The organism is Undibacterium sp. TJN19, from assembly GCF_049339485.1.
Classification (GTDB): domain Bacteria; phylum Pseudomonadota; class Gammaproteobacteria; order Burkholderiales; family Burkholderiaceae_D; genus Undibacterium.
This window is the reverse complement of record NZ_JBMPPL010000012.1, coordinates 144,049-162,127: the sequence shown is the minus strand read 5'-3', so window position 1 is coordinate 162,127 and position 18,079 is coordinate 144,049. Positions and strand designations below refer to the sequence as shown.

General features: G+C 52.0%; 18 protein-coding genes, 1 pseudogene and 1 riboswitch. Of the genes and pseudogenes, 2 read left to right on the top strand and 17 right to left on the bottom strand.

The annotated features are described in order from the left end of the window. Positions 1-142: 142 nt before the first annotated feature. Positions 143-904 (bottom strand): hypothetical protein, encoded by a 762-nt coding sequence (locus tag ACO0LH_RS24590; protein ID WP_422943776.1) that lies wholly within the window; start codon positions 902-904, stop codon positions 143-145. 193 nt (positions 905-1,097) lie between these two features. Here ACO0LH_RS24590 and ACO0LH_RS24585 point away from each other — a divergent pair, with 193 nt between their 5' ends. Then, entirely contained in the window at positions 1,098-1,508 is a 411-nt protein-coding gene (locus ACO0LH_RS24585; RefSeq protein ID WP_422943775.1) for a hypothetical protein, read from the top strand. Between the two features lie 10 nt (positions 1,509-1,518). Here the strand turns inward: ACO0LH_RS24585 and ACO0LH_RS24580 are convergent, their stop codons facing one another. From ACO0LH_RS24580 to ACO0LH_RS24505, 16 genes and pseudogenes are all read right to left on the bottom strand, one after another. Beyond that, a complete protein-coding gene (locus ACO0LH_RS24580) occupies positions 1,519-2,946 on the bottom strand; it encodes a cobyric acid synthase (RefSeq protein WP_422943796.1) in 1,428 nt (475 codons plus the stop codon). A 37-nt stretch (positions 2,947-2,983) separates the two neighbouring features. After that, positions 2,984-3,787, bottom strand: coding sequence for a cobalamin-binding protein (locus tag ACO0LH_RS24575; RefSeq protein ID WP_422943774.1), 804 nt, complete (start codon positions 3,785-3,787; stop codon positions 2,984-2,986). Further along, positions 3,784-4,689, bottom strand: coding sequence for a cobalamin-binding protein (locus ACO0LH_RS24570; protein WP_422943773.1), 906 nt, complete (start codon positions 4,687-4,689; stop codon positions 3,784-3,786). Before ACO0LH_RS24570 ends, ACO0LH_RS24575 begins: the two co-directional genes overlap by 4 nt. Positions 4,690-4,783: 94 nt before the next feature. Then, entirely contained in the window at positions 4,784-5,809 is a 1,026-nt protein-coding gene (gene cobD, locus ACO0LH_RS24565; protein ID WP_422943772.1) for a threonine-phosphate decarboxylase CobD, read from the bottom strand. Next, positions 5,802-6,749, bottom strand: coding sequence for an adenosylcobinamide-phosphate synthase CbiB (gene cbiB, locus ACO0LH_RS24560; RefSeq protein WP_422943795.1), 948 nt, complete (start codon positions 6,747-6,749; stop codon positions 5,802-5,804). The genes cobD and cbiB overlap by 8 nt, the downstream gene beginning before the upstream one ends. Then, entirely contained in the window at positions 6,749-7,327 is a 579-nt protein-coding gene (gene cobU, locus ACO0LH_RS24555; protein ID WP_422943771.1) for a bifunctional adenosylcobinamide kinase/adenosylcobinamide-phosphate guanylyltransferase, read from the bottom strand. Before cobU ends, cbiB begins: the two co-directional genes overlap by 1 nt. Continuing rightward, a complete protein-coding gene (locus ACO0LH_RS24550) occupies positions 7,324-8,625 on the bottom strand; it encodes a cobyrinate a,c-diamide synthase (RefSeq protein ID WP_422943770.1) in 1,302 nt (433 codons plus the stop codon). Before ACO0LH_RS24550 ends, cobU begins: the two co-directional genes overlap by 4 nt. After that, positions 8,619-9,259, bottom strand: a pseudogene (gene cobO / locus ACO0LH_RS24545) (cob(I)yrinic acid a,c-diamide adenosyltransferase). Before cobO ends, ACO0LH_RS24550 begins: the two are co-directional and overlap by 7 nt. Positions 9,260-9,266: 7 nt before the next feature. Further along, positions 9,267-10,028 (bottom strand): ABC transporter ATP-binding protein, encoded by a 762-nt coding sequence (locus ACO0LH_RS24540; protein WP_422943769.1) that lies wholly within the window; start codon positions 10,026-10,028, stop codon positions 9,267-9,269. Further along, entirely contained in the window at positions 10,028-11,080 is a 1,053-nt protein-coding gene (locus ACO0LH_RS24535) for a FecCD family ABC transporter permease (RefSeq protein WP_422943768.1), read from the bottom strand. The genes ACO0LH_RS24540 and ACO0LH_RS24535 overlap by 1 nt, the downstream gene beginning before the upstream one ends. Before the next feature lie 199 nt (positions 11,081-11,279). Beyond that, positions 11,280-13,163: a TonB-dependent receptor domain-containing protein gene (locus tag ACO0LH_RS24530; RefSeq protein WP_422943767.1), complete on the bottom strand. Its 1,884-nt coding sequence runs from the start codon at positions 13,161-13,163 to the stop codon at positions 11,280-11,282. Between the two features lie 160 nt (positions 13,164-13,323). After that, a riboswitch (cobalamin riboswitch) is annotated at positions 13,324-13,554 on the bottom strand. Positions 13,555-13,667: 113 nt separating this feature from the next. After that, complete coding sequence (locus ACO0LH_RS24525; RefSeq protein ID WP_422943766.1) at positions 13,668-14,156, bottom strand: PilZ domain-containing protein; 489 nt, start codon at positions 14,154-14,156, stop codon at positions 13,668-13,670. Positions 14,157-14,161: 5 nt separating this feature from the next. Then, complete coding sequence (locus ACO0LH_RS24520; protein WP_422943765.1) at positions 14,162-14,707, bottom strand: histidine phosphatase family protein; 546 nt, start codon at positions 14,705-14,707, stop codon at positions 14,162-14,164. 2 nt (positions 14,708-14,709) lie between these two features. Next, the gene (locus ACO0LH_RS24515) at positions 14,710-15,477 is read right to left on the bottom strand and encodes an adenosylcobinamide-GDP ribazoletransferase (protein WP_422943764.1); all 768 of its coding nucleotides are present in this window, start codon (positions 15,475-15,477) and stop codon (positions 14,710-14,712) included. Between the two features lie 44 nt (positions 15,478-15,521). After that, positions 15,522-16,553: a nicotinate-nucleotide--dimethylbenzimidazole phosphoribosyltransferase gene (gene cobT / locus ACO0LH_RS24510; protein WP_422943763.1), complete on the bottom strand. Its 1,032-nt coding sequence runs from the start codon at positions 16,551-16,553 to the stop codon at positions 15,522-15,524. A gap of 98 nt (positions 16,554-16,651) precedes the next feature. Then, positions 16,652-17,050 (bottom strand): diacylglycerol kinase, encoded by a 399-nt coding sequence (locus ACO0LH_RS24505; protein ID WP_422943762.1) that lies wholly within the window; start codon positions 17,048-17,050, stop codon positions 16,652-16,654. Between the two features lie 235 nt (positions 17,051-17,285). On the opposite strand from ACO0LH_RS24505, the gene ACO0LH_RS24500 reads away from it, so the two are divergent. Continuing rightward, positions 17,286-18,065: an IclR family transcriptional regulator gene (locus ACO0LH_RS24500; protein WP_422943761.1), complete on the top strand. Its 780-nt coding sequence runs from the start codon at positions 17,286-17,288 to the stop codon at positions 18,063-18,065. Positions 18,066-18,079: the final 14 nt, after the last annotated feature.

Genomic DNA, 18,079 nt, shown 5'->3' with positions numbered 1-18,079 from the left:
CGTCATGGCATGAGCATGCCATGACGCGCTAAAGAAGACTAGTATACTTTGCACCTGCTTATCATTCCTTGAAGGCATTTTTGGTGAAAGTGCCGTATTTACCAGGAATAATTATTCAATATGCAATTTAAGTGATGCACACTTACTTTGAGGGTGCTGTGGATGGGCTTGCATCCACGGTGGCACCAGCAAAGTCAAACTCTACCAGGGCATCATTACCCCAGCTTTTATCATGCAAAGGCGGGATGAATTGCAGGCCGCTGGGCGTCTTGTCAATTTGCAAGCGTCGCTCTCCTTCAACCAGATAAGCAGCGGTAAATTTCTTGCCAGCCCAATAATGCACGGCAATATGAGACGAATTACAAGGCCCTCCAGCCATACGAAACAGGTTGCGGGTAACAAAGGGCACTTCTTCATACTCTACCGCCCAGCGAATTTCGCATTCCAGGCGCAAATCACCCAGTCGCCGCTTGTCCGCGGGCACCGTTTCAGTACGTATATCGGGCCGCCAGCGGAACTGTCCTTTTTTCTTGTTCAGTACCAGGTCCGCCTTGTCAACCTCGGCCTTCTCATCCCTGGGCAGCACAAACCGGCCTTCGCTATCGAGCGGCACATTGATACTTGTTTCATCACTGACAATGCGTAAGGTCACGCCATCCAGTGTGATATCAGCTTTAACAGGCAATAATTTGAATTTCAGTTTTGCATGAGGTGCAAGCTGATGCTGCTGGTCAAAGGCGTCCAGTCCCTTCAGCATTTGTCTGTAGGTTTTCAGTTCAGGGTCTTTGGTAGCAGAAATCTCTACGGCTTGCGCTTCCTCTGCCTGGGGGCTGGCCATTACCAGATAATGAAAGCTGAACAAACTCAAGGCCAGCATAGAGGCGGACGTGGTTTTACGAATCAAAAGCATTCCTTTTAAAAACAATCATGTGTGCATTTCGCCCAGATGAGATACGCGCATGAAAATTAAGTTCCTTCGTTGCATGCTCATCATCTTTTTTGGCGAATTTTTAAAATTTAAATTCTGCCAGTTTTTCTTGACCTTGGTCTCAACACCAGGGTTTAGCATGTGCTTTTCTATTTATCCGGAGAATTTCATGCAACTTAAAAGCTATTTGCATATCGTACGCGCCAGCGCCTGGTATGACCTGATCGTCACCATAGGCTTCGCCACACCCTGGAGCTTTGCAATGGTGCACCAAAGTTTGCTGCAATTAAATACCAGTCTGGGTATTGCAGGTGAATTTCCAGCCTTTGCACCTGCGCATGTATTAATGGCGAATTTGCTGGGTTCTATCGTGACAATCTGGGCTATTTTGCGCTTGCGTGATACGCGCCTTCTCTATGGGCGCTACGATGCAGCCGGGCGATTTTTGTTCAGCGCATGGCAGATCTATGCAGTGGTGCATGGTGCCAGCCAGATCATTCTGGCTTTCACCGTGTTTGAACTGGCGTTTGGCATTGTGCAGCTTTTGCCTGTCGATGAAGGCACAAGCAAAACAGCGTAGCGGTAAAACCCTACAGCTTTTGCAAGGCTGCCAGCAAGGGTGCGCAAGCATCGGCCACCCTGTCAAGACTTTGTTCACGCAGTGCCGCCAGATCTACCCTGGTATCGCTACGCAAACCAGCCCAGGTCAGCAAGGCAGCACAGGCATCGGGATGGTCGAACAGGCCATGCAGGTAGCTGCCCATGATCAAATCATCAGGCGAACGTGCGCCTTCGTCTTCACCATTGATGGTAAATACGGGCAAGGTATCATTACTGGCATAGGTAATACCCATATGAATTTCATAGCCCTCTACTTGGGCCTGAACCGGGGCATCACCAAAGGCACACACACCACTGACCTGTTGCAGGCGTTTTTCCCTAGTCAGTTCTGTCGTGATATCAAGCAGGCCAAGGCCATCAGAATCACCTGCGGCACCTTCAACCCCATGCGGGTCACTGATGACCTGGCCCAGCATCTGATAACCGCCGCAAATGCCGATGACCTTGCCACCGTAGCGTAAATGTTTTTCCAGTACCATATGCCAGCCTTGCGCTTGTAAAAATGCCAGGTCAGCGCGGGTGTTTTTACTGCCAGGCAAGATGATCAGGTCAGCAGGCGGTATGGTTCTGTCAGGGCCGATGAATTGCAAATCGACATCCGGATGTGCACGCAAAGCATCGAAATCAGTGTGATTGGAAATACGCGGAATCGCCGGTACGATGATGCGGAATTTACCGGCAACACCCTGACTGGACTGTATCGCATCTTCAGCATCAAGCTGCAAACCATGCAAATAAGGCAGCACGGCCAGTACCGGTTTGCCTGTCTTTTTTTCCAGCCATTCCAGGCCAGGTTCCAGCAGACGGATATCACCGCGAAAACGGTTGATGACAAAACCAATAATGCGTTGCTGTTCGGTTTCTGACAGGCAGGCCAGGGTACCGATGAAATGCGCAAACACGCCACCCCGATCAATATCAGCCACCAGGATGACAAGACAATCAACAGCTTCAGCAAAACCCATATTGGCAATATCGCGGTCACGCAGGTTGACTTCGGCAGGGCTGCCTGCACCTTCGACGATGATGGCGTCATATTGCTGTTGCAGGCGACCATAAGATTCGAGTACCGCACCCATCGCCACGGTTTTGTATTGGTGATAGTCACGCGCATCCATATCGGCACGTACCTTGCCGTGGATGATGACCTGGGCACCTGTATCAGAAGACGGCTTCAGCAAGACCGGATTCATGTCAGTGTGGGCAGGCAAACCTGCTGCAATGGCTTGCAGCGCCTGGGCGCGGCCTATCTCGCCGCCATCAATCGTCACCGCACTGTTGAGCGCCATGTTTTGCGGCTTCATAGGCACGACATGCACGCCTTGCCGGTGCAGCAGGCGGCATAGCGCTGCGACGACTGTACTCTTGCCTGCATCTGACGTTGTGCCCTGCACCATCAGGGTAGAAATTTTCATGACTTGACCTATTTCATTATCAATGTGCGGCTTGCCATTCAGCGATCAGCAGATGTAATTGCAGCAGTCCATGCTGTATCGCTGACGGGCCAGGCGACAAGATATCTGCCGACTTGATTTCAAAGACACGGCCGTTTTTTACCGCTGGCATACTGCCCCAGTCTTCCCGTTCCATGACACTTTCAGCACGGAATTTCTTGCCGCACCATGAACCGATGATGATGTCAGGCGCACGCCTGACGACTTCTTTGGGGTCAGCAATGATGCGTTGCTTTGCACTATGGAACACGGCCAGGTCTGCAAAAGCGTCTTGCCCGCCAGCGATGTGGATAAGTTCAGATACCCAGCCTATGCCAGACATCAGCGGGTCATTCCATTCTTCAAAATAGACGGTGGGCCTGCGCGTCCAGTGCCCAGCTTGTTGCCTGACTATGGCAATTTGCGCTTCCAGTTCTGCAATCAGGCTAGCCCCCTGCTCCTGTCTGCCAACCAGGTTCGCCAGAACTTTGATCATATGCAAGATGCCAGCGACATCACGCTGGTTAAACGCATGCACTTCTATACCAGCAGCGATCAGTTCACGCGATAATTCCGCCTGCATATTGGAATAGGAAATTACCAGATCGGGGTTGACTGCCAGGATACGCTCGATCTTGCCTGAAGAAAAACCGCTGACCTTGGGTTTTTCTTCACGCGCACGCGATGGTCTGGTGGTGTAGCCAGAAATACCGGCAACCATGTCTTCTGCACCCAGTGCATACAAAACTTCTACTGCTTCGGTAGACAGGCAGGCTATGCGTTGATATAAATTATTGTCCGTCATTTCTTTACTTCACGTTTTTGACGCGCCTGTTCCAGTGCCTGGCAAATCAGTTTCGTCCCTTCAATAATACGCGGCCCGGAGCGATTGACCAGGTCACCCTCTATGGAAATCAGGTTATTGTTTTTTGTCGCCAGCAAGCTGGGGAAAGTTTTCCATTGTTCTATGCCACTGACTTCCTGGGTTTTGCTATCACCAGTGATGATGGCTTCGGGGTTTTCTTTCAATACGGCTTCCGTGCTGACGACCGGGGCCGTGACCGGTAACTTGCCAAAGATATTTTCACCACCACACATGCGTATGGCATCGCTGACGATATGGCTGTCATTCAGGGTGTAGAGCGGCTTGCCCCAAACCTGATAAAAAGTTTTGACCTTGCTCTTGTTCTGGTATTGGCTGCTTAGCTGCTGTATTTGCTGGCGAAATTCTGCCGCTGCCACTTGCGCCTGTTTTTCTGTGCCGAACAGGCTACCGAGTTTTATGAACGTTTCAGGGATATTCTCAAGTTTGTGCGGTTCGCTGAAAAAATACGGTATGCCAGACTGGCGCAGGGTTTCCAGCTGGCGTTCATAAGCGCCATGCATCCACACGATCAGCAAATCGGGTTTCATGGCCAGCACACGTTCCAGGTCAAGTTGCCGGTTATCGCCTACCCGCGGAATATTTTTCGCCTGTGGCGGATAGTCACTATATTTGACCGTACCGATGATACGTTCGCCTGCTCCAACCGCATAGATCAGCTCAGTCACATGCGGCGACAGGCTGATGACACGTTGTGCAGGCTTGGTCAAAGTGACCTGATTACCCAGATCATCGGTGACGGTGATCGACGCCTGGGCATGCCCTGCCAGCCCGGTCATTACTATCACTCCAGCAAATACAACAGGCGATAAAAACTTACACATGATTCGTATCATTTTCAAAGATAAATCAAATACAAAATACTGCTGGCAAGCCTGTGTTTTTGCCTTTCGGTAGAAAGAGGCACAAACCTGGGCGTCAAGGGTTTACAGCACGCCAGTCATCGAATGCTTGTTGCAAGCGTACCCATGCCTGATCACTGCCGGGCAACCCGAAGCGCAGACCATGCGGACGGTTTTCTGCCTCGGCAAAGCGACGCAACCATATGCCTTGCTCTGCCATGAATTGCCAAAGGGCGTCGGTCTGGCCACCCAGACTGGCGTGACTGCACCACTGAAATAAATCTGTACCGGAAGAAGGCATGCCATTTGCAGTCAATAACAGGCGCAGCCGCTGGCCTTCCTGCTGCAAGCGCAGTGCAGTCTGTTGTTGCCATTCCTGGTCATGTAAAGCAGCAATGGCGATTTGCTGTGCAGGCCCGCTGATTGCCCAGGGGCCGAGAAAGTCAGCCAGTCGTTGCAATAAGGCCGTTGGTGCGGCCACGAAACCCAAACGTATGCCAGCCAGCCCGAAAAATTTACCAACTGAACGCAGGACAATGAGGCCAGGCTCCTGCGTGTGTGCAGCAACACCAAGTGCCGGCACGGTATCGCCAAATGCTTCATCCACCACCAGCCAGCCACCCCGGTTTGCCAGTTGCGCTGCCCAGCGCAACAAAACGTCTGGTGCAATACTGGCACCTGTAGGATTATTCGGATTACACAACACCACCACGTCGGCGCTTAAAGTTGCCTCTTCCAGCGCGTCATAACTGCATTCACTGACCAGATGCCCCGCCTTGCGCCATTGATGGGCATGTTCGGCATATGATGGGGCGGATACCGTAACCTCGGAAAGCCCACTCAAGTCCCCACGCAGACGTGGCAAGGCCTGTATCGCTGCCTGCGTACCAGCGACGGCCAGCATCTGAGGTGCACGATAATAGTTTTGCGCGCCTGCTACCAGGGCATCTGAATATTCAGGCAGGCGGTGCCAGGCATGGTCAGTCAGTTGCGGTGCCGGATAAAAATGGGGATTGATGCCGGTGGAAAGATCTATCCAGTCCTCGAATGGCCTGCCGAAATGCCTGACTGCATCGCGCAAATTGCCACCATGTTCAAGCATATAAAACCCCGCTTAAAAACAAGGCTGCCAGCAACGTTACACCGCACCAGACGCCTGTGCCACCAGATACCAGACGCAAGGCGCGTGCGATATCTGTCGCAGCAGCCGGTTTGCCTTCACCCAATGGTGGGCGCATTTCAGCAACACCGTCATAGCTGGCGCTGCCGCCAAGGGCCAGGCCCAAAGCCCCGGCGCCAGCCGCCATCACGGGCCCGGCATTTGGGCTGGGCCATTGTGGTGCCTGCCGCTGCCAGCATTGCCATGCCAGTTGCGTATTGCCCATTACAGCATAGGTCAATGCAGTCAACCTGGCTGGCAGATAATTCAAGACATCATCAATACGTGCGGCAGCACAGCCAAAACGGAGGTAACGTGGCGAACGATAACCCCACATCGCATCAAGAGTATTTGCCAGGCGGTACAGCACCGCACCAGCACCACCGAACAGAATGAACCAGAACAGCGTGCCAAAGACGGCATCACAGCCATTTTCAAGCACGGATTCAACACTCGCCTTGGACAGGTAAGCCTCATCAGCCTCTGCCGTATCACGGCTGACGATATATGAAGTGCGCTTCCTGGCTTCTGCCAGGTCACCTTTTTCCAGTGCCTCCTGTATCGGCGCATTGTGCTCATGCAGGCTGCGCAGGCCCAGGCAGGCATATAGCAGGATGGCATCCAGTAAAGGCGCTAGCCAGGCACTGTTCTGGGTAGCCCAGATCAGGATGTATTCGATCAACGTAACAAAGGGCAACACCACCAGCATCCATGCGACTGCACCTGTCCAGCGACTCGCATGTTCGCTATTGAAATGGCGTTCCATGGCGATGGCAAGATTGCCAAAACCTACCAGTGGATGGAATCTTCGCGCCTCGCCAAATGCCAAGTCCAGCGCCACACCCAGCAACAGACAAATGGCCGTATCAAAACCATCAAGCATCAGCATGACTGGCCTTTCAGATACAGTGGTAAACCTGCCGCCACCCAGACCACCTGGTCGCAGGTCTTTGCCACTGCCTGATTCAGCCTGCCCGCTTCATCGACAAACCAGCGCGAAACCGCTCCCATGGGAACGATGCCCATGCCAACCTCATTCGACACCAGGATGATATCGCCCGCAGCTTGTGCCAGGGCATCCAGCAGGGTCTGGCGCTCATATGTAAATTTTTCAGGCGGCTTGACTTGCCCCATTTCTGGATAATCGCGATTTTCAGAAAATAATAAATTCGACAGCCACACGGTCAGGCAGTCAATCAGCAATACGGTATCTGGCTTGCTGTGTGTTCGTATGAGGCTGCCCAGTTCCAGCGCTTCTTCCACGGTGATCCAGTGCGCGGGACGGCGCACGCGATGATGTGCAATACGCTGCTGCATTTCTTCATCTTTTAAAGTTACAGATGTGATTGCGGTTGCGACATAAATGACCGACTTCCCGGCTGCACAAAAGTCTTTAGCCAGTTGCTCTGCATAGGCACTTTTGCCTGAACGCGCCCCGCCGAAGATCAGTATGCGTGTCATTCTACGGCTCTCAAAAACAGGGCTGCCGTTGCGGCCGGGTTCGACACAAAGTAGGCATGAAAATAAGAGGCGTGCAGATTACCGTCCTGATAAATGGCTTCGCCAGCCTGGCCAGTCGCCTGTTTGACTGTATGTGAATTCGCGTTTAAAGAGGTTTCAAAACGTGAATAATGGAAAGTATGGCCGCGCAATTCTCCTTGCCCGGTTTGCCAGGCCTGCGCGCCCAGTGCTGCCAGTCTTTGTTGCATGATGACCTGGCCCGGCATCAGCGCAGCCATGGGCCAGCGCTGGCCTTGTTGGTCAACCAGGGCTTCGGTAATCGCCATCATGCCACCACATTCAGCCAGTATCGGCATCTTGCAGACGTGTGCTGCGCGCAATGACGCCAGCCAGTTACTCGCTTGTGCCAGCGTCTGTGCATGCAGTTCCGGGTAACCGCCGGGCAGATAGAGTGCGTCAGCATGTAAAGGTATGGCCTGGTCAGCCAGTGGTGAAAAATACACCAGCTCTGCGCCCAGTTCGCGCAGGCAATCGAGGTTAGCCGGATACAGGAAAGCAAATGCCGCATCGCGTGCGATAGCGATGGTCTTGCCTGACAGGCTGGTGTTTCTGGATGTTGCGATATCGCTGGTATCAAAACTGGTTTCTGGCAAAGCGTCCCACACTGCCATGTCCAGCACCAGCTCATTTGCCATCGCATCCAGAATCGCTTCCATACGCGCCACTTCTTGCGGCAAGACCAGGCCCAGGTGCCGTTCTGGCAGCGCCTCTGCCTGGCGACGCAAACTGCCAAACAGGGGGATGTCACGCATGGCATCTGCGACCATTTTTGCATGGCCGTCAGAGGCAACGCGGTTAGCGATCACGCCAGCCAGATTAACCGGACCAAAATCACGCAAACCCATCGCCAGCGCACCAACTGTCTGCGCCATGGCGGATGCATCAAGCACCGCGAGCACCGGTACACCGAAAGCGCGCGCCAGATCTGCTGATGACGGGTTGCCATCATATAAACCCATGACTCCTTCGATCAGAATGACATCAACCTCGCTGGCAGCCTGTGCCAGCATGGCTTGTGATGCTGCATGGCCGACCATCCACAGGTCCAGCGAATGCACGGCTGCGCCACAGGCACGTTCCAGCATCATGGGGTCGATAAAATCAGGGCCAGTCTTGAAGATACGCACTGTCTTGCCCATGCCAAGCAGTTTGCGGGCGAGCGCGGCCGTGGTCGTGGTCTTGCCCTGCCCTGAGGCAATCGCAGATACCAGGACTGTTTTTGCCGAGACTTTCACCATTCAACCCCGGCTTGCGCCACGATGCCATCTTTAAACGCATGCTTGATGACCTGCATTTCGGTGACGGTATCGGCAATCGCGATCAATTCTGGTAAGGCACCTCGGCCAGTAACCGCCACATGCTGCATTTCGGGGCGGGCATCCAGATCCGCGATGACAGTTTGCACATCCAGATAATGGTATTTCAGCGCGATGTTCAATTCATCCAGTACCACCAGGCCAATCGCGGGGTCGCTGAGGAACTGTCTGGCCTGGTCCCATGCCAGTCCGGCTTTTTCCATATCACGTTCACGGTTCTGGGTTTCCCAGGTATAACCCTCGCCCATCGCATGAAATTGCACTTCGTCAGGAAAGCGTCGCAAGAAAATTTCCTCGCCAGTGGACATGGCACCTTTGATGAATTGCACGACACCGACCTTCATGCCATGCCCCATGGCCCGCATCACCATACCAAATGCACTGGAGCTTTTACCCTTGCCATACCAGTATGCACCAGCAACACGCCGGTTTTTCTTTGTGCCTGTTCTATCTTTTCATCCATCAGCGCTTTTTTGCGCTGCATGCGCCGTTCATGGCGGGTGTTGATATTGTCAATCTCGTTGCTGCTGGGGTGTAAAGAATCTTCCTGGTTCATGATGATTTTAATTTTTGGGGATGAATAAGGTTTGCTCACCATGCTGGAAGCGTTCTATGGGGTGACCAAGGCAGTGCGTCAATTTTTCCGCACTCAGGACATCATCGGCCAGCCCTGCCAGCCATTGCCCGTCACCCATCAGCAGCAAGGCATGCGTGGCAATGCGGTGTGCCAGGTTAAGATCGTGACTTACCATGACGACAGCCTTGTTTTGCTGCTGGCACAAGCGGGCAAACAATTGCATGACACTGACTTGATGCCCAAGATCGAGCGCATTCGCCGGTTCATCCAGCAATAGCCATTGGGCATTTTGCGCCAACAAGGCAGCGATTGCTACCCGCTGTCTTTCTCCTCCCGACAGACTGCGCACATCGCGCTGCGCCATGTCTTCAACATCGAGTTCACGCAAGGCTGTCAGGGCGAACTCCATGTCAGCGGCAGATTCCCAATAGTGCGCATCCTGGTAGGGATGGCGCGCGCTCATGACGGTATCGAGGGCAGTATAACCAAACGCATCAACCCGGCTTTGCGGCAAGAAAGCACGTTGCCTTGCCAGGTTTTCCAGCGACCAGTCCTGCAATGGTTTTCCCTGTACATGGACTTGCCCTGATTCGATGGCGCGCAAACCTGCAAGGGTACGCAGCAAGGTACTTTTACCGGCCCCATTACGACCGATAATGCACCAGCATTCACCGGGCTTGATCTCCCAGTTCAGGTTATTGATCAATACGCGTTTGTCTACTGATAGATGCAGATTGCGGATATCCATCAACGTCTCCGCAGTTGATGAAGTTGCAGCAAGAACATGGGCACGCCCACCATTGCGGTGATCACACCCACTGGCAGTTGTTGCGGCGCGACGACTGTACGCGCCACCGTATCAGCCAGTACCAGAAAGCAGCCGCCAGCCAGGGTAGCAGCTGGTATCAGCAAACGGTGGTCTGGCCCCCAGGCAAAACGGCAGGCATGCGGCATGATCAGGCCGACGAAGCCTATGCTACCCGCATTGCTGACAGCGCTGGCTGTCAATAAGGCCGCGCATAAAAATAAAAGCTGGCGCAGGCGGCCAATGTTCACACCCAGGGTGCTGGCATTGTCGGCATGCATGGCAGCGACATTAATGGCGCGGGCATTGCGCATGGCAAATCCCAGACCTATTGCGATAATCAGCCACGGCAGGTAGCGTGACTGGGTATTCGACAAATCACCTATCATCCAGAACACCATGCCACGCAGACGGCTGTCAGGTGCAATCGATAACATCAGCGTGATCAGTGCGCCGCAACCCGTAGCGACGATCACACCGGTCAACAATAAAATCGGCGCACTGCCATCCGTGCTGCCACTACCTTTCAAATCACGGTAGGCCAGACCAAACAGCAAGAGCGACACGCTGATGGCACCGGCAAAAGCAGCAACATCCACCAGCCAGAAGGCCCCGAAAAACAGAATGGTCGCCAAGGCACCGACAGATGCACCGCCAGATATGCCCAGCACATACGGGTCTGCCAGCGGATTGCGCAACAGGGCCTGCATCATGACGCCAGACAAGGCGAGCGTTCCACCAGTCACAAAACCGGTGAGTGCACGGCCCAAGCGCAATTCAAGCAGGCTGCCTGCCAATGTGCTGGGTTGCCCATGCAGCAATTCGATCAGCGCTTGCCACAATTCGGCAAATGTCAGGGAAACTGAACCTGTAATACAGGCAAAAAAGATACTGGCAATGGCCAAGCAAAACAAAGCCGGCAATACCAGGCTGGCACGCCGCGCCACCAGCATCACCGGAGCCTGACTGGAACCCTGCATGGAAAAAAAAGACATTGTCGCCCTGGTTTTACTGGTCAGATAAAAGAAAACGAAATACGTGACATGCAGCATCGACGGTGCACGTTTCCGAACCACGATGATAAATCAACACCGGCTTGCCAATCCTTCAAATCAGCAAGCCGGTCACGACGCTTGAAACAGCGTCTTCAAAAAATCATGGATTAAGCGCCATACACTCGCTTAAGCAGTTTTTTTATTTGAAGCCGTAGTTGATGCCTACAAACACATTGGAACCTGGTGTCGTGTAGTTCTTCGCCAGTTCATAATCCTTGTTCAGGGCATTGTTCCAGCGTGCAATGACGGTGGTATTTTTTGCCACATCATAAGTTGCGTACAGGTTCAGCAGATTATAAGAATCCAGCACTTTCTTGTTTGCGACATCATCAAAGCGATCGCCAGAGAAAATGCTTTCCACGCCAAATTTTGCACCTGCCCACGCATATTCAGCAGCCAGTGTACCGTGCTGTTTGGAACGGCGTGCCAGACGCAAACCTGTCGTGTCATCTTTTGGGTCCTGGATATCAACGGAAGCACGTAATGTCAGGTCAGCAAAGCGGGTAGACGCACCCACGCTCAGGCCAGACAGGGTTGCCTTGTTGACGTTATAAGAACAGCCATAAGGGTGAGTTATCTGTTCAACAGGGCAAACATTGGTGCTGACCAGCAAATCGGTTGCCTTGTTCTGGTAATACACGGCACTGACCTGGCTATCGCCCTGCTCGAAATACACCCCGATCTCTGCATTTTTGGCTTTTTCAGGCTTGTTGCTGGCGATGCCAAAACCTGGGTAATACAATTCATTGAAACTCGGTGCACGGAAACTGCTGCCATAACTGGCGTTCACACGCAGGGCATCGGTCACACGATAACCGTAAGCGATGCTGCCAGTGGTGTTGGAACCATATTGCGAGCTACGGTCATTACGTATGCTGGCACTGGCCAGATGTGCATCTTGTTTGAATACATACGATGCGGCAAAAGAATTGGTTGTACGTTTCGTGCCATTGATACCCTTTGTCGCGATACCACCCGAAACGGAATCCACATTTTCATCACGCGTTTCTGCGATCAATTGCAATATGTCTTTACCGATACGGATGTTATTCTGAAAGTTCAGGCTATCCTGACGCGTATCAATCTGGCTCTGGCCATAGGATGCATCGGTATAACTCTTGTCAGTTGCTCTGGCGTATTGCAGTGACGCAGACCAGATATCCGTCAATTTGGCACGTCCGAAAACCGCAATGGTTTCCAGTGTTCCGATACTACGGTCATCTTGTGCCGTACCTGCATCAAACTGTGCATTATTGCGGCTATGCAAGACGCTGGTACCCAATTCATAACCCTTGCTGATTTCCCATACCAGACGGCCATTGATGCTATCCATCTTGTAACCGTCTTTATCCGGGTTATAAGTGAATGTGCCTGCGCCAGGCTTGGAAGCAGAAAACCCTGTGCTTTCTTCATGGCCAGCATTCAGGCTCAGGCTCAGATTGTCAGCAACGGAACCGGTGATACCTGCTTGCAATTTGCGTGTGCCATAACTGCCAACGCCAGCAGAAATAGTTGGCGATATGACGCCTGTACCCTTCCTGGTAAAGATTTGTATTACGCCACCCATGGCATCAGCACCATACAGGCTCGACAAGGGGCCATACACGATTTCAATATGATCGACCTGCGACAGGGGAATAGATGACCAGGTCGCACCACCGGTGGTGGAAGAACCTATACGCACGCCATCAATCAACACAACATTCTGTGCATTATTGCCGCCACGGATGAACACGGACGAAGTCGTGCCTGGGCCGCCGTTGCGTGCAATTTCTATACCGCGTTGCTTTTGCAGCAAATCCACAATGGAAGCTGCACCGGATTTGGCAATTTCTTCAGCAGTAATGACAACATTGTCAGCCAATACATCTTTGGCTGCTTGTTCCTGACGACCAGCGGTAATGACCACGCTGGAAGCAGAAGCAAGCGATGTCGTTGAAGCAGTTTGTGCCAATGCGGAATAGGAAGGGAATGCGGCAGCCAATGCCAGGCTGACGGCGAGCGGTTTGAATGCAGATGTCATGATTTTCAGAAAATTAGTACACGCAGCCGACGTCCCCGCAGGCTACATTGGACAAAGCAACAGAAAGTGATTATCGTCAATGCCGCGCTAAACCCGCGGTTTGATAAAGAAGATGGCGCCATATCGCTGCGCCCTGCTATCACGAAATTTCCCCGTCCGTATTACTTCACTTATTCTGGCCGGTATCCGGGCTGACAAATATCACCATCTGACCTTCCCATGCACACAGCACAGTGGTATTGGAAAATGGCTTGCTGTGAGCCGGGACAGATCATGGATCACAGCAATTTGTACACCGTTGCGGGGGCAGCACACGTTTGCTAAACATCGTGTTTCCCGTTTAACCGCGGTTATGAACATAACCGCGAGCACCAAAACCCCGCCATTCTATAGACAGATGGGGGTCAGGGCAAGTAAAGGGGAAACTGTTCAGTAATACCAGTCATAAGCTGACTTGTGGATTGTTTGATGAATTTCGTGATGAATTGCCTGATAGGCAAGCAATTAACTGATGGCGGCTATCTTGTTAATCCAGGCATCCACCAGTTCGGCATGCAGGCTTGACATTTCTGACAGCTGGACGCCAACACGGTAAACATCACCGCTTAGCACTGAATGCCTTATCGTGCCTTTACAGGCCACTTTGAAAATTTCATTCAGCTTATCAATTCTCGGGATTTCTATCATCATGGGATAAACCCGCATGGCCACGAGATTTTCTGAACAGTGCAATAACAATCCATCTGAGGAGATGTTGATCACCTTGGCCATCGCTAACCTGCCATCCGACAATTTAATGCCAGAGCGCCAGGTAACGTTGATACGTGGTGATCTCCTCAGTTCCATCATGTTTGATTGCGAATAAAAATTGATAAGTAAAGTTGATAAATAAAGTTGATAAATGCGGTATTTACAGGCCCGAAATCTTGGTTTTCTGCAAAAATCAGGACAAACCACAGGAACAATATAAAGCAATTTTCCACGAGCAAGCAAGAATATTACCTGAATACAATATATTTCACATATTCGCCAAACGCGAAATTCTGCTGCCGCTGACAAGTTTTTTCTGCAAGTTCTTGTGCCTGCATGCCATTTTCCCAAGCCAATATCATACGCATGCTGCCTGCATGACTGACTATCAATGCTTCAGGTATCTGCTGCAAGCGCAGGTCTTCCAGCCACAAAATTATCCTTTGCGCAAACTCGACCGCAGATTCGGCGCCACCTGGCCGGTAAGTCGCCTGTGCAAGCGCCCAGGCATCGATTTCTGCACGCGGAATATGATCCCACTCCTGCATTTCCCAGTTTCCAAAATTGAGCTCCTTCAAGCGTGCATCGAAAACCGGTACATCACTGAATTGCCGTGCAAGCTGCGCGCAACGTTGTAAAGGGCTGGAAAACACAGGTATGCCGACATTCAGTTGGGGTTGCACATCCATGGCCAGTTGCATGCAATCAGTCTCGGATACGGCAATATCAGATTGCCCATAGCATATGCCACTGCCGATCAGGGGCCGGGTATGTCTGAGCAAATGCAAAAGCATGATCAGACTGCCTGTGAGGCAAGCAAACCCATATAGATAGCCACTTCACTGACTTGCTGCACAGCGCCCAGGCAATCACCGGTATATCCGCCTATCTTGCGCTGGAACATCCTGGCCATCCACCAGCTCAAAGCTATCATGAGAACGAGTGCCATCAGCAGGTTAAATATAGCGATGGGAAAAAAATACAAGACCACGTTTATCGGCAATAACACGGTCAGAAAGGAGATCAGAAATTCTGCATGACTCATTTCCTGCGCCAGCGGTTTGGCCTTGCCTTCATGGCGGGCATAATCCATGCGCCAGATCAGGCAACAAGAGGCAAGCCTGGACAAGGGATGGGCAATCAGCAAGGCTGGCACTGTCATCTCGGCAGGTAAATTGATCAGCAGGCTCAGCTTCAGTACCAGCAACAGGCATATGCCTATCGCACCATAGGCACCAACGCGTGAATCCCTCATGATGTCGAGTACGCGTTCAGGTGTCATGCCACCACCGAAGCCATCGCAGACATCGGCAAAACCATCTTCATGAAATGCACCAGTCAGCATGATGCCGGCTATTGCGGACAGGATGACTGCGACTGTTTGCGGCCACCATTGCAAAACCAGCAGATACACGGCAGAACACACCGCAGCCACCACCCAGCCTACCGCCGGAAAATAACGTGACGCCTGATGCAGCCACGCGGGATCAAACCCCACCCAGCGCGGTACGGGGATACGCGTAAAAAACTGCAAAGCAATAAAGAATAAACGTATTTGTTGCAAAACAGGCTTTCCGAAGCATTGAGCAACATTGAACAAGAATGATTTCAGTCGCTGCTCTTTTCGCTGACCTGGGCAGATGCAAATGTCGCCATCTGGTTCAGGAAATTGACTGCCGCCAATAACATGGGATAAACCAGTGCGGCACCAGTGCCCTCGCCCAGACGCAAATCCAGTTGCAAGACCGGTTTGACCTGCAATGCCTGCAACATCCTGGCATGACCGCTTTCATCAGACTGATGCGAAAATACACAGTAGTCCAGAATTGCCGGTTCTATTTTTGCCGCGACCAGCACGGCACTGGTGACAATGAAACCGTCAATCAGCAAGACCATGCGGCGCTCTGCGGCTGCCAGCATGGCACCCACCATGCTGGCGATTTCGAATCCACCAAAAGTTGCCAGCACTTCTTCCGGCTTGTGTATACCGGCATGCAAGGCCACAGCCTTTTCTATGACAGCCTGTTTATGGGATATGCCTTCTTTCGACAAACCTGTGCCGGCACCAACGCAATCAGCTACCGCTATGCCAGTCAGTTTATGCATGATAGCCGCAGCGGCTGTGGTATTACCGATGCCCATTTCACCAAAACCCAGCACATTGCCTGCCAAGCTGGCAACCAGATCGCGGCCATTTTGCATCGCGGCCTGGCATTGCTCAGACGTCATCGCTGGTTCTTGAGCAAAATTGCGTGTACCGTTGGCCACTTTCTTGTTCTGCAATTTTTCACGTGTGCCAAATTCATGATTCACACCAGCATCAACAATATGCAATGCGATGCCGTTCTGGCGGGCAAACACATTGATGGCGGCCCCATCTGCCAGAAAATTTTCCACCATCTGCCAGGTCACGTCTTGCGGGAACGCTGAAACACCTTCTGCCACTACACCGTGATCGCCTGCAAAGATAATGATTGCCGGAGCCTGCAAGACAGGCTTGGTGGTTTGCTGTATCAGGCCAATCTGCGCTGCCAATTGTTCCAGCCGGCCCAGACTGCCGAGAGGCTTGGTCTTATTATTAATGGCAGCAGCCAGTTCGGCTTCAAGGGAGAGATTGCTGGTGCTGAAGATTGTTGTCATGTGTTCAGGTCTGATATGGTTGACTTTGCTATGCAAAGAAAAACGGCCGGCAAAAAGCAGGCCTGCGCCAACTATATAAAGTCAGCTTGTTATGCGGATTAGTAATAAAACCTGTCCAGCAAAATCACCGTCCAGGTTGCGACCGCGATCAATAGTGTCAGCAAGACTGCGGCGCTGCCGAAATCCTTGGCATTTTTTGACAGTGTATGACGTTCGAGTGAAACCCGGTCAACCACGGCCTCTATCGCCGAATTGATCAACTCCACCACCAATATCAACATCAGTACAGCGATCATCATCAGCTTTTCAAAAGCTGATACAGGCAATATCAGGGCAATAACAGCGCCAATGACGACCAATACCAGTTCCTGGCGAAAAGCATGCTCATTTTTCCAGGCTGACCGAAAACCGTCTATGGAGTAGAAAAATGCCGAAAAAATACGACGCAGACCACTTTTACTTTTAAATTCGCTGACAGCTTGTTCTTTTTCAGACATCTTTGATTCCTTTAGCCTTAAATACACATGCAGGCAAACCAGCGCGCTTGCATTCTGGAGGCGGATTTTACAGGACAATAATGATCAGACAAGCAAATTTGCCTGCCGTAAGCTGATTTAATGTCGTACGGCCTCGTAAAAATGCACTACTGGCTTGCGGTATTTTGGTGACGAAGCAGTGACGGCAATTTCACATTATGGTATAACAAGGATATTGCAGCGCACCAACCACCATATGAAAAACGATTCCACTAATTCAGACAAGACGTCCATCCAGGTCATAGAGCGCATGGTGTCTTTGCTCGATGCGCTTTCGCGTTACCAGGACCCTGTCAGTCTGAAAGAGCTGGCGATTGTCACAGGCCTGCACCCTTCTACTGCCCATAGAATTTTGAACGACATGGTGATTACGCGCTTTGTCGACCGTGCAGACACCGGTTCTTACCGACTGGGCATGCGCTTGCTGGAGCTGGGCAACATCGTCAAAAGCCGCCTGAACGTGCGTGAAGCCGCGCTGGAATTCATGCGCGCCCTGCATCGCCAGACTAACCAGACCATCAACCTCTCAGTACGCCAGGGTGACGAAATTGTCTATATCGACCGGGCTTTTTCTGAACGCTCAGGCATGCAAGTGGTGCGTGCGATTGGTGGCAGGGCACCACTACACCTGACCTCTACGGGTAAACTATTTTTGTCGCTCGATGAGCCCAAGGCAATACGTGCCTACGCTACCCGTACCGGTCTGGCCGGACACAACAAGAATTCGATCACGGATCTCAATAAACTGGAAAAAGAACTGGCAGCCGTACGTGAAAATGGGTATGCCAGGGACAATGAAGAACTGGAACTGGGTGTACGCTGCATGGCCGCAGGCATTCATGATGACAGCGGCAAGATGATCGCCGGCTTGTCTATCTCAGCCCCGGCTGACCGCTTGCAGGAGGAATGGCTGAGTAATCTGACCGATACGGCCAGGCAAATTTCATTGACGCTGGGTTATATAGAATCCCGTTAAACATGCGGGTGTTA